Raw genomic sequence first — 12,918 nt, 5'->3', positions numbered from 1 at the left:
AGGCCGTTTTTATTTGTGCTTCAGTGGCTTAGCAGACACTTGCAAACGTAAGCCCAAGGTAAATTGCCGGTAAAGGCGCTTTGCTAAACACCGGCCAGTGCTTATCTTTCAGCCTTCTGAAAAAGATCCCCTCGCGCCCAATGGTTGATCACTCCATGCAATCCTCCGTTTCCCGCAACTCCCGTCGCTGGCTGCTCGGCCTGCTTGTCCTGTTGGCCATCGTCGGCCTGTGCTGGAAGTTCTGGCCGGCCTCGACCACCCCAAAGGATGCCACCGGGCAAAAGGTTGCGGCCGGACACACCGGTCGCAGCGGGTCCATGCGGCCGGGGTTTGGCGGCGCGAGCGGGCCGATCCCGGTGCGGGTGGCGCCGGCCACGCGTGGGGACTTCGCGCTGTATTACAAGGCGCTGGGCACCGTCACCGCGCTGAACACCATCAATGTGCGCAGCCGGGTGGCCGGTGAGTTGGTCAAGGTGGCCTTCGAGGAAGGGCAGATGGTCAAGGCCGGCGACCTGCTGGCGGAAATCGACCCGCGGCCATACCAGAACGCCTTGCTCCAGGCCGAAGGCACGCTGTTGCAGAACCAGGCGCAACTGAAGAACGCCCAGGTCGACTACGAGCGTTATCGCGGCCTGTATGCCCAGGACAGTATCGCCAAGCAGACCCTGGACACCGCCGCGGCGCTGGTCGGCCAGTACCAGGGTACGGTCAAGACCAACCAGGCGGCGGTCAACGACGCCAAGCTCAACCTCGAATTCACCAAGATCCGCGCGCCGATCACCGGCCGCGTCGGCCTGCGCCAGCTGGACGTCGGCAACCTGGTGGCGGCCAACGACACTACCGCGCTGGCGATCATCACCCAGACCCAGCCGATCAGCGTGGCCTTCACCCTGCCGGAGAATAACCTGAGCAGGGTGTTGGAGCGTTATCGCAGCGGCGCCAGGCTGCCGGTGGAAGCCTGGGACCGCGGCGACCAGGCGCTGCAGGCCAGCGGCGTGCTGCAAAGCCTCGATAACCAGATCGACACCACCACCGGCACCCTGAAGTTCAAGGCGCGCTACGAGAACCGCGACCAGGCGCTGTTCCCCAATCAGTTCGTCAACGTGCGTGTGCTTGCCGACACCCTGAAAAACGTGGTGCTGGCGCCGTCGGCGGCGATCCAGTTCGGCACCAACGGCACCTTCGTCTATGCCCTGGACGGCGCCAACAAGGTCAAGATCCGCCAGTTGCAAGTCGGCGACAGCAACGGCGATTCCACCGTGATCAAGGCCGGCCTGGAAGCCGGCGACCGCGTGGTGCTGGAAGGCACCGATCGCCTCAAGGACGGCAGTGAAGTGGAAGTGGTCAACACCCCCGAAGAAGTGCCGGCCACCCCGACCCAGCACCTGCAGGGCCAACCGGCCAGCTCGGCGACCACGCCGGCCACCGAGACGCCGGCGGGCAAGGTCGGCGCATGAATATCTCGCGGCTGTTCATCCTCCGTCCGGTAGCCACCACCCTGAGCATGCTGGCCATTGTCCTGGCCGGCCTGATCGCCTATCGCCTGTTGCCGGTTTCGGCGTTGCCCCAGGTCGATTATCCGACCATCCGGGTGATGACCCTGTACCCCGGCGCCAGCCCCGACGTGATGACCAGCGCGGTCACCGCGCCCCTGGAGCGTCAGTTCGGGCAGATGCCCGGCCTGACCCAGATGGCCTCCACCAGCTCCGGCGGCGCCTCGGTGCTGACCCTGCGCTTCAACCTCGACATCAATATGGATGTCGCCGAGCAGCAGGTGCAGGCGGCGATCAACGCCGCGACCAACCTGCTGCCCAGCGATCTGCCGGCGCCGCCGGTGTACAACAAGGTCAACCCGGCGGACACCCCGGTGCTGACCCTGGCCATCACCTCCAAGACCATGCTGCTGCCCAAGCTCAACGACCTGGTCGACACCCGCATGGCGCAGAAGATCGCGCAGATCAGCGGCGTCGGCATGGTCAGCATCGCCGGCGGCCAGCGCCAGGCGGTGCGGATCAAGGTCAACCCCGAGGCCCTGGCGGCCAACGGCCTCAACCTGTCGGACGTGCGCACCCTGATCGGCGCCTCCAACGTCAACCAGCCCAAGGGCAACTTCGACGGCCCGACCCGGGTGTCGATGCTCGACGCCAACGACCAGCTGACCTCGCCCAAGGATTACGCCGAGCTGATCCTGGCCTACAAGAATGGCGCGCCGCTGCGCCTGAAAGACGTCGCGCAGATCGCCGGCGGCGCCGAGAACGAACGCCTGGCGGCCTGGGCCAATGAGAACCAGGCGGTGCTGCTGAATATCCAGCGCCAGCCCGGGGCCAACGTGATCGAGGTGGTGGACCGGATCAAGGCGCTGCTGCCGAGCATCACCGACAACCTGCCGGCGGGCCTTGACGTCACCGTGCTCACCGACCGCACCCAGACCATCCGCGCCTCGGTCACCGACGTGCAGCACGAATTGCTGATCGCCATCGCCCTGGTGGTGATGGTGACCTTCCTGTTCCTGCGCCGGGCCAGCGCCACGGTGATCCCGTCGATCGCCGTGCCACTGTCGCTGATCGGCACCTTCGGCGTGATGTACCTGGCGGGCTTCTCGGTCAACAACCTGACCCTGATGGCCCTGACCATCGCCACCGGCTTCGTGGTCGACGATGCGATCGTGATGCTGGAGAACATCTCGCGCTTCATCGAGGAGGGCGACAGCCCGATGCAGGCCGCGCTCAAGGGCGCCAGGCAGATCGGCTTCACCCTGGTGTCGCTGACCCTGTCGCTGATCGCCGTATTGATCCCGCTGCTGTTCATGGCTGACGTGGTCGGGCGGCTATTCCGCGAATTCGCCATCACCCTGGCGGTGGCGATCCTGATTTCCCTGGTGGTGTCCCTGACCCTGACGCCGATGATGTGCGCGCGCCTGCTCAAGCGTGAGCCCAAGGAGCAAGAGCAGGGCCGGTTCTACCGGGCCAGCGGCGCCTGGATCGACTGGCTGATCGCCAGCTACGGACGCCGCTTGCAGTGGGTGCTCAAGCATCAGCCGCTGACCCTGCTGGTGGCCGTCGGCACCCTGGCACTGACCGTGTTCCTGTATATGGTGGTGCCCAAGGGCTTCTTCCCGGTGCAGGACACCGGGGTGATCCAGGGCATTTCCGAAGCGCCGCAGTCGGTGTCCTTCGCCGCCATGAGCCAGCGTCAGCAGGACCTGGCGAAAATCATCCTGGCCGACCCGGCGGTGCAAAGCCTGTCGTCCTATATCGGGGTCGACGGCGACAACGCCACCCTCAACAGCGGCCGGCTGCTGATCAACCTCAAGCCGCACCGCGAACGCGACCTCAGCGCCGCCGAGGTGATCGCGCGCATCCAGCCCCAGGTCGACCAGTTGGTGGGCATCCGCCTGTTCATGCAGCCGGTGCAGGACCTGACCATCGAGGACCGGGTCAGCCGTACCCAGTACCAGTTCAGCCTGTCGTCGCCGGATGCCGACCTGCTGGCCCTGTGGAGCGGGCGCCTGGTGGATGCCCTGACCCACAGGCCGGAGCTGACCGACGTCGCCAGCGACCTGCAGGACAAGGGTTTGCAGGTGTATCTGGTGATCGACCGCGACGCCGCGTCGCGCATCGGCGTCTCGGTGTCGAACATCACCGACGCGCTGTACGACGCCTTCGGCCAGCGGCAGATTTCCACCATCTACACCCAGGCCAGCCAGTACCGCGTGGTGTTGCAGGCCCAGGCCGGGGAAACCATCGGCCCGCAGGCGCTGGAACAGATCCATGTGAAGACCACCGACGGCGGCCAGGTGCGGCTGTCGAGCCTGGCCCGGGTCGAGGAGCGCCAGGCGCAACTGGCCATCGCCCATATCGGCCAGTTCCCGGCGGTGATGATGTCGTTCAACCTGGCGCCCGGCGTGGCCCTGGGCGAGGCGGTGAACGTCATCGAACAGGTGCAGCAGGACATCGGCATGCCGGTGGGCGTGCAGACCCAGTTCCAGGGCGCGGCCCAGGCGTTCCAGGCCTCGCTGTCGAGCACCTTGCTGCTGATCCTGGCGGCGGTGGTGACCATGTACATCGTGCTCGGGGTGCTCTACGAGAGCTACATCCACCCGATCACCATCCTCTCCACGCTGCCGTCGGCGGCGGTGGGCGCCTTGCTGGCGCTGATCCTCAGCGGCAACGACCTGGGCATGATCGCGATCATCGGCATCATCCTGCTGATCGGCATCGTCAAGAAGAATGCGATCATGATGATCGACTTCGCCCTCGACGCCGAACGCAACCAGGGCATGACCCCTGAGCAGGCGATCTACCAGGCGGCGCTCCTGCGTTTCCGGCCGATCCTGATGACCACCCTGGCCGCGCTGTTCGGCGCCGTGCCGCTGATGCTCGCTACCGGTTCCGGTGCCGAACTGCGCCAGCCCCTGGGCCTGGTGATGGTCGGTGGTCTGTTGCTGAGCCAGATCCTGACCCTGTTCACCACGCCGGTGATCTACCTGTACTTCGACCGCCTGGGCCGGCGCTGGCGTTCGGCGCCTGAGCCCGCGGAGCCGGTAGAGCAGCCATGAACCTGTCCGGACCCTTTATCCGCCGGCCGGTGGCCACCATGTTGCTGAGCCTGGCGATCATGCTTCTGGGCGGTGTCAGCTTCGGCCTGCTGCCGGTGTCGCCGCTGCCGCAGATGGACTTCCCGGTGATCGTGGTCCAGGCCAGCCTGCCGGGGGCCAGCCCCGAGGTGATGGCGTCCACCGTGGCCACGCCCCTGGAGCGTTCCTTCGGTGCGATCGCCGGGGTCAACACCATGAGCAGCCGCTCCAGCCAGGGTTCGACCCGGGTCATCCTGCAATTCGACCTGGACCGCGACATCAACGGCGCGGCGCGGGAAGTGCAGGCGGCGATCAACGCTTCGCGCAACCTGCTGCCCAGCGGCATGCGCAGCATGCCTACCTACAAGAAGGTCAACCCGTCCCAGGCGCCGATCATGGTGCTGTCGCTGACCTCCGATGTGCTGGAAAAGGGCCAGCTCTACGACTTGGCCTCGACCATCCTGTCCCAGAGCCTGTCCCAGGTGTCCGGGGTGGGCGAGGTGCAGATCGGCGGCAGTTCGCTGCCGGCGGTGCGCATCGAGCTGGAGCCGCAGTTGCTCAACCAGTACGGCGTGGCCCTCGACGATGTGCGCAAGACCATCGCCGAAGCCAACGTGCGCCGGCCCAAGGGCTCGGTGGAGAACAGCGAGCAGATGTGGCAGGTGCAGGCCAACGACCAGCTGGAGAAGGCCAAGGATTACGAGCCGCTGATCATCCACTACAAGGACGGCGCGGCCCTGCGCCTGAAAGACGTGGCCAAGGTCAGCGACGGCGTCGAGGACCGCTACAACAGCGGCTTCTTCAACGACGATGCGGCGGTGCTGCTGGTGATCAACCGCCAGGCCGGGGCCAACATCATCGAGACGGTCAACGAGATCAAGGCGCAACTGCCGGCGTTGCAGGCGGTGCTGCCGGCCAGCGTCAAGCTCAACCTGGCGATGGATCGTTCGCCGGTGATCAAGGCCACCCTGCATGAGGCCGAGATGACCCTGCTGATCGCCGTGGCCCTGGTGATACTGGTCGTCTACCTGTTCCTCGGCAATCTGCGCGCCTCGCTGATCCCGACCCTGGCGGTGCCGGTGTCGCTGGTGGGCACCTTCGCGGTGATGTACCTGTACGGTTTTTCCCTGAACAACCTGTCGCTGATGGCGCTGATTCTCGCCACCGGGCTGGTGGTGGACGACGCCATCGTGGTGCTGGAGAACATTTCCCGGCACATCGACGAAGGCATCGCACCGATCAAGGCGGCCTACCTGGGAGCCAAGGAAGTCGGCTTCACCCTGTTGTCGATGAACGTCTCGCTGGTGGCGGTGTTCCTGTCGATCCTGTTCATGGGCGGGATCATTCAAAGCCTGTTCCGCGAATTTTCCATCACCCTGGCGGCGGCCATCGTCGTGTCCCTGGTGGTGTCCCTGACCCTGACCCCGATGCTCTGCGCCCGCTGGCTCAAGCCCCATGTGCCGGGCCGGGAGAACGGCCTGCAGCGCTGGAGCCAGCACGCCAACGACTGGATGGTGGCCAGATACGCCAGCAGCCTGGACTGGGTGCTGCGCCACAAGCGCCTGACCCTGCTCAGCCTGTTCGTGACCATCGGCGTCAACATCGCGCTGTACGTGGTAGTGCCCAAGACTTTCATGCCGCAGCAGGACACCGGCCAGTTGATCGGTTTCGTGCGTGGCGACGACGGCCTGTCGTTCACCGTGATGCAGCCGAAGATGGAGATCTTCCGCCGCGAAGTGCTCAAGGACCCGGCGGTGGAGAGCGTGGCCGGTTTCATCGGTGGCAATAACGGCACCAACAACGCCTTTATGCTGGTGCGCCTCAAGCCGATCAAGGAACGCAACATTTCCGCGCAGAAGGTCATCGAGCGCCTGCGCAAGGAAATGCCCAAGGTGCCCGGCGCCCAGCTGATGCTGATGGCCGACCAGGACCTGCAGTTCGGCGGCGGCCGCGAGCAGACCACCTCGCAGTATTCCTACATCATCCAGAGCGGCGACCTGGGGTCGTTGCGTGAGTGGTACCCGAAAGTGGTCACCGCGCTGCGTGCCTTGCCGGAGCTGACGGCGATCGACGCCCGCGAAGGGCGGGGCGCCCAGCAGGTGACCCTGGTGGTCGACCGCGACCAGGCCAAGCGCCTGGGGATCGACATGAACATGGTCACCGCGGTGCTCAACAACGCCTACAGCCAGCGGCAGATTTCCACCATCTACGACAGCCTCAACCAGTATCAGGTGGTGATGGAGGTCAACCCGAAATACGCCCAGGACCCGGTCACCCTCAACCAGGTGCAAGTGATCACCGCCGATGGCGCGCGGGTGCCGCTGTCGACCATCGCCCACTATGAAAACAGCCTGGAAGACGACCGGGTCAGCCACGAAGGCCAGTTCGCCTCGGAAAGCATTTCCTTCGACATGGCCGAAGGGGTGACGGTGGAGCAGGGCACGGCGGCCATCGAACGGGCGATCGCCAAGGTCGGCATGCCCGAAGACGTGATCGTCAAGATGGCCGGCACCGCCGACGCCTTCGCCGCGACCCAGAAGAGCCAGCCGTTCATGATCCTCGGCGCGCTGCTGGCGGTGTACCTGGTGCTGGGCGTGCTCTATGAAAGCTACATTCACCCGCTGACCATTCTCTCCACGCTGCCGTCGGCCGGGGTCGGCGCCTTGCTGTCGATCTACGTGCTGGGCGGCGAGTTCAGCCTGATCTCGCTGCTGGGCTTGTTCCTGCTGATCGGCGTGGTGAAGAAAAACGCCATCCTCATGATTGACCTGGCGTTGCAGCTGGAGCGTCACCAGGGCCTGGGCCCGCTGGAGTCGATCCGCAGCGCCTGCCTGCTGCGCCTGCGGCCGATCCTGATGACCACCCTGGCGGCGATCCTCGGCGCCTTGCCGTTGCTGCTCGGTAGCGCCGAAGGCGCGGAAATGCGCCAGCCCCTGGGCCTGACCATTATCGGCGGCCTGGTCTTCAGCCAGGTCCTGACCCTCTACACCACCCCGGTGGTCTACCTCTATCTCGATCGCCTGCGCCATAAGTTCAACCACTGGCGTGGGGTCCGTACCGATGCCGCTCTGGAAACGCCGCTATGACTGACTGCTCGCCCCGCAACCTTCCTCAGCGCCTGGCCCTGGCCCGCGGTTCGCGGCTGTTGAGCCTGAGCTTGAGCCTGGCGCTGCTCAGCGCCTGCGCCATTGGCCCGGACTATCAGCGCCCGCAAGTCGCCGAGCCCGCGCAATACAAGGAAGCGGCGGGCTGGCGCCAGGCCAGCCCCAGCGATTCCCTGGCCCGCGGCGCCTGGTGGGAGCTGTACGGCGACCGCCAGCTCAACGGCCTGATCGACAAGCTCAACAGCGCCAACCAGAGCGTGGCGCAGTCCGAGGCCCAGTACCGCCAGGCCCAGGCCCTGGTGCGCAGCGCCCGTGGCTCGCTGTTCCCCACGGTGGACCTGAGCGCCGGCAAAACCCGCGCCAGCCAGGGCACCGGCAGCAGCAGTTCGGCCCTGAGCAGCTCCTCCAGCGGCATTCGCGATACTTACAACACCCAGCTCGGGGTGAGCTGGGAGGCCGATGTCTGGGGCAAGCTGCGCCGCGGCCTGGAAGCCAACGAAGCCAGCGCCGAGGCCAGCTTCGCCGACCTCGCGGCGATGCGCCTGAGCCAGCAGTCGGAGTTGGTGCAGAACTACCTGCAACTGCGGGTCATGGACCAGCAGAAGCGCCTGCTCGAAGCCACGGTGGCGGCCTACCAGCGCTCGCTGACCATGACCGAGAATCAGTACCGCGCCGGGGTGTCCGGCAAGGACGCGGTGGCCCAGGCGCAAACCCAGCTGAAAACCACCCAGGCCGACCTGATCGACCTGATCTGGCAGCGCGCCCAGCTGGAAAACGCCATCGCGGTGCTGATCGGCCTGCCGCCGGCCGAGTTCAGCCTGGCCGAGACCCAGGACATCCCGGCCTTGCCCCAGGTGCCGCTGAGCCTGCCGTCGCAGCTGCTGGAGCGGCGCCCGGACATCGCCTCGGCCGAGCGTTCGGTGATCGCCGCCAACGCCAATATCGGCGTGGCCAAGGCCGCCTATTACCCGGACCTGACCCTGAGCCTGGCGGGCGGCTACAGCAGCAGTACCTACGCCGACTGGATCAGCCTGCCGAACCGCTTCTGGTCGGTGGGGCCGAAACTGGCCATGACCCTGTTCGACGGCGGCCAGCGTTCGGCGGAAGTCGACCGCACCGAGGCGGCCTACGACCAGACCGTGGCCAAGTACCGTCAGACCGTGCTCGATGGCTTTCGCGAGGTGGAGAACTACCTGGTGCAGCTCAAGGTCCTGGAAGACGAGGCCGCGGTGCGCCAGCAGGCCCTGGATTCGGCGCGCGAGTCGTTGCGCCTGACCGAGAACCAGTATAAGGCCGGGGTGATCGCCTACCTGGACGTGGTGGTGGTGCAGGCCACGGCGTTGAGCAACGAACGCAGCGTGCTGACCCTGCTGCAAAGCCGGCTGGTCACCAGCGTGCAACTGATCGCCGCCCTCGGCGGCGGCTGGGACGGCCAGCTGCAGGCCAGCAAGGAGTAACAGGCAGAATCCGCGATCCGCCTGTTTTTCGCAGGCTACGGACAGCCTGTAGCCGCTGCCGAGCCTGCGAGGCTGCGAACGGTTCGCGCAGCGACCGCAAACCCTGAATCCGCGCTCCATCTGGTTTCACACGTTGTCCGCTTTGCGAGCGCTGCGCGCTCGATCGCAGGCTACGCCAGCGGCTACAGACAGCGTGTAGCCGCTGCCGAGCTTGCGAGGCTGCGAACGGTTCGCGCAGCGACCGCAAACCCCGAATCCGCGCTCCATCTGGCCTCACACGTTGTCCGTCCTACGACCGCCATGCGCTCGATCGCAGGCTGCGCCAGCGGCTACATCGATAGCGGCGTCCCTGGCGTTGTGTCACCGTTGCCAGCGGTCGAGTCGCTGTAACCGGTTTGTTTTATCAACCGGCTACTTTCGTCCGACTGATGGCTTTTTGCTTACTTTGTGAATGTGTTTCTATACGCAAGCAGTACAATTGCGCCTTTTTACCGCCGGGCATGGACGCTTCCGGCTAACGCCACGAGACGTTCATGCTCACCGGTACCTACTCTCCCGCCCTGGTTCTGATTTCCCTGTTTGTGGCGATTCTCGCCTCTTACACCGCGCTCGACCTGACCGGTCGCATCGCCACCACGCGTGGTCGGGCGGCGTTGCTGTGGATGGCCGGCGGCGCCCTGGCCATGGGCATCGGGGTGTGGTCGATGCACTTTATCGGCATGCTCGCCTTCAGCCTGCCCATCGACCTGGGCTACGACACTGGCATCACCGCGTTGTCGCTGCTGATTTCCGTGCTGTCCTGCGGTTTCGCCCTGTGGCTGGTGAGCCAGCAGAGCCTGCCGCTCTGGCAGCTGGCCTTCGGCGCGCTGATCATGGGCGCCGGGATCAGCGCCATGCATTACACCGGCATGGCGGCGATGCGCATGCAGCCGGGCATCGACTACGACCCGAGCCTGTTCGGCGCCTCGCTGCTGATTGCCGTCGGCGCCTCGGCCGCGGCGCTGTGGATCGCCTTTCACCTGCGCCGTAATACCCCTTATGTACGCCTGGCCCGTTGTGGGGCCGCGGTGGTGATGGGCATCGCCATTGTCGGCATGCACTACACCGGCATGGCCGCGGCGCGCTTCGCCGACGGCAGTTTCTGTGGCGCGGCGGTGGACGGCCTGAGCGGCAAGGGCCTGGACAACCTGGTGCTGATCACCACCCTGGCGGTGCTGGTCATTGCCTTGCTGACCTCGGTACTCGACGCGCGCTTGGAAGCGCGCACCGCGGTGCTCGCCGAGTCGCTGACCGTGGCCAACCGCGAGCTGACCCAACTGGCGCTGCACGACACCCTGACCGGCCTGCCGAACCGCACGCTGCTGGCCGACCGTATCGACCAGGCGATGCAGCGGGTGACGGAGCAGGGCGGTTGTTTCGCGCTGATGTTCATCGACCTGGACGGCTTCAAGCCGGTCAACGATGCCTTCGGCCATCACATGGGCGACCAGTTGCTGCGCGAGGTGGCGGTGCGCTTGCGCGAAGACCTGCGCAGCCAGGACACCCTGGCGCGGATCGGCGGTGACGAGTTCGTGCTGCTGGTGCAACTGAACGAGGCGGAGGATGCCTTGCGCCTGGCCGCGCGCCAGGTGGGTCTGATCGGCCGGGCGTTCCGGGTCGCCGAGCACGAGTTGCAGATCTCCGCCAGCGTCGGCATCGCGGTGTACCCGGGCAACGGCCTGACGCCCCAGGAACTGCTGATGAACGCCGATGCGGCGATGTATCACGCCAAGGGCACCGGCAAGAACGGCTACAGCTTCTTCGACGCCTCGATGAACAGCGACGCGCGCCGGCAACTGCAACTGTTGCAGGACCTGCGCCATGCCGTCGAGCACGGCGAGTTCCGGCTCTATTACCAGCCCAAGTTCGATGCCACCAACGGCTTGCCGGTGGGCGCCGAAGCCTTGTTGCGCTGGGAGCACCCGCAACTGGGGCTGCTGCTGCCGGACAAGTTCATCGACCTTGCGGAAAAGACCGGGCTGATCATCCCCATCGGCGAGTGGGTGCTCAACGAGGCCTGCCGGCAGATGCGCGAGTGGTACAGCGAAGGTTATGAAGGCTGGCGGATCGCGGTGAATATCTCCGCGTTGCAGTTCTGCCATGCCGGGCTGGTCGACAGCGTGGCCAAGGCGCTGAGCCTGCACTGCTTGCCGGCCAACAGCCTGACCCTGGAGATCACCGAGACCACGGCCATGAGCGATGCCGATGCCAGCATGACTGTGCTCAAGCAACTGGCGGAGATGGGCGTGGACCTGTCCATCGACGACTTCGGTACCGGTTATTCGAGCCTGATGTACCTCAAGCGCTTGCCGGCCAACGAGTTGAAGATCGACCGCGGTTTCGTCCGCGACCTGGAGCACGACAGCGACGACGCGGCGATCGTCTCGGCCATCGTCGCCCTGGGCCGGGCCCTGGGCTTGCGGATTGTCGCCGAGGGCGTGGAAACCGACGTGCAGCAGACCTTCCTGACCCAGCTGGGCTGCGATTCGCTGCAAGGCTATTTCCTCGGCCATCCGTTGCCGGCCGCACGCTTCATGCAGAACATCCATCAGGCCGAACAGCTGGCGCTCTGAGCGCGTCGAACGCCTGCCTGCTTCGCAGGTTCGCAGCCTTCGGCAGCGGCTACATCGATCGCGTTTTAGCCGACTCCTGTAGCCGCTGCCGAGCCTGCGAGGCTGCGTCCGGTCTGGGCGGCATTCCGACGCAGCGAGCGCAAACCCCAAGCCCGCGATCTGCCTGGAAAGACACGCCGACCGGCGATCAGCCAGGGGGCGGATGACGGCCCCGAGAAGGTTTGCAACGCTCGCCGCAGGGTGTTTAATTGCTGGCGTTCAAAGATCAGCGAGGGAGTTGGCAGCATGGACAAAGTCATCCTCATCACCGGTGGCGGTCGCGGTATTGGCGCGGCCACCGCGCTGCTGGCCGCGCAACAGGGCTATCGCATCTGCATCAACTACCAGGCCGACGAACAGGCGGCCTTCCAGGTGCTGGAGCAGGTGCGCGGCCTGGGCGCCCAGGCGATTGCCGTGCGGGCCGATGTCAGCATCGAGGACGAAGTGATCGCCCTCTACCAGCGGGTCGACGCCGAACTGGGGCGGGTCACCGCGCTGGTGAACAACGCCGGGACCGTCGGGCAGAAGTCGCGGCTCGACGAAATGTCCGAATTCCGCATTCTCAAGATCATCAAGACCAACGTGCTCGGGCCGATCCTCTGCGCCAAGCACGCGGTGCTGCGCATGTCGCCAAGGCATGGCGGGCAGGGCGGCAGCATCGTCAATGTGTCCTCGGTCGCCGCCCGCCTGGGCGCGCCCGGCGAGTACATCGACTACGCCGCCTCCAAGGGGGCGCTGGACACCTTCACCATCGGCCTGTCCAAGGAAGTCGCCGGCGAAGGTATTCGCGTCAACGGCGTGCGCCCGGGCTATATCTACACCGACTTCCATGCCCTGAGCGGCGACGCCGACCGCGTCAGCAAGCTGGAATCCGCCATCCCCATGGGCCGCGGCGGCCGCCCGGACGAAGTGGCGGAGGCGATCATCTGGCTGCTGTCGGACAAGGCCTCATATTCCACCGGGACCTTTATCGACCTGGGCGGCGGCCGCTGAGAGCCTCACGCGTGTAGCCGCTGCCGCAGGCTGCGATCGGCCCGGAACGGGACGTGCTCTTGAGGCCGTCGAAGGTCCTGCGGACCTTGTCGCAGCTTCGCGGGCTCGGCAGGGGCTACAGGGAGCGCGATCGGTGT

General features: G+C 65.9%; 6 protein-coding genes. All 6 read left to right on the top strand.

Features of this window, described 5'->3' with window-relative positions; all coding sequences use genetic code 11:
- The first annotated feature begins 140 nt into the window (after positions 1–140).
- Positions 141–1,457, top strand: coding sequence for an MdtA/MuxA family multidrug efflux RND transporter periplasmic adaptor subunit (locus AC07VU_RS30045; RefSeq protein ID WP_277588930.1), 1,317 nt, complete (start codon positions 141–143; stop codon positions 1,455–1,457).
- The gene (locus AC07VU_RS30040) at positions 1,454–4,558 is read left to right on the top strand and encodes an MdtB/MuxB family multidrug efflux RND transporter permease subunit (protein WP_495030997.1); all 3,105 of its coding nucleotides are present in this window, start codon (positions 1,454–1,456) and stop codon (positions 4,556–4,558) included. The genes AC07VU_RS30045 and AC07VU_RS30040 overlap by 4 nt, the downstream gene beginning before the upstream one ends.
- Entirely contained in the window at positions 4,555–7,662 is a 3,108-nt protein-coding gene (locus AC07VU_RS30035; protein ID WP_150050924.1) for an efflux RND transporter permease subunit, read from the top strand. The genes AC07VU_RS30040 and AC07VU_RS30035 overlap by 4 nt, the downstream gene beginning before the upstream one ends.
- Positions 7,659–9,137 carry an efflux transporter outer membrane subunit gene (locus tag AC07VU_RS30030; protein ID WP_007927657.1) on the top strand — a complete coding sequence of 493 codons (1,479 nt, stop codon included), beginning with the start codon at positions 7,659–7,661 and terminating at the stop codon, positions 9,135–9,137. The genes AC07VU_RS30035 and AC07VU_RS30030 overlap by 4 nt, the downstream gene beginning before the upstream one ends.
- A gap of 533 nt (positions 9,138–9,670) precedes the next feature.
- A complete protein-coding gene (locus AC07VU_RS30025; protein WP_277588927.1) occupies positions 9,671–11,749 on the top strand; it encodes a putative bifunctional diguanylate cyclase/phosphodiesterase in 2,079 nt (692 codons plus the stop codon).
- A gap of 285 nt (positions 11,750–12,034) precedes the next feature.
- Positions 12,035–12,781 (top strand): SDR family oxidoreductase, encoded by a 747-nt coding sequence (locus AC07VU_RS30020; RefSeq protein ID WP_053261011.1) that lies wholly within the window; start codon positions 12,035–12,037, stop codon positions 12,779–12,781.
- The last annotated feature ends 137 nt before the right edge of the window (positions 12,782–12,918 follow it).

The sequence above is a fragment of the Pseudomonas sp. GW821-FHT02B10 genome, assembly GCF_059421865.1.
Note: the sequence above shows the minus strand (reverse complement) of the source record. Positions and strands in the feature narration are given on the sequence as shown.

Excerpts from the sequence above, each read along its gene's own strand:
- AC07VU_RS30045 (WP_277588930.1), top strand. The coding sequence starts at position 141 with ATGGTTGATCACTCCATGCAATCCTCCGTTTCCCGCAACTCCCGTCGC.
- AC07VU_RS30030 (WP_007927657.1), top strand. The coding sequence starts at position 7,659 with ATGACTGACTGCTCGCCCCGCAACCTTCCTCAGCGCCTGGCCCTGGCC.
- AC07VU_RS30035 (WP_150050924.1), top strand. The coding sequence starts at position 4,555 with ATGAACCTGTCCGGACCCTTTATCCGCCGGCCGGTGGCCACCATGTTG.
- AC07VU_RS30040 (WP_495030997.1), top strand. The coding sequence starts at position 1,454 with ATGAATATCTCGCGGCTGTTCATCCTCCGTCCGGTAGCCACCACCCTG.
- AC07VU_RS30025 (WP_277588927.1), top strand. The coding sequence starts at position 9,671 with ATGCTCACCGGTACCTACTCTCCCGCCCTGGTTCTGATTTCCCTGTTT.
- AC07VU_RS30020 (WP_053261011.1), top strand. The coding sequence starts at position 12,035 with ATGGACAAAGTCATCCTCATCACCGGTGGCGGTCGCGGTATTGGCGCG.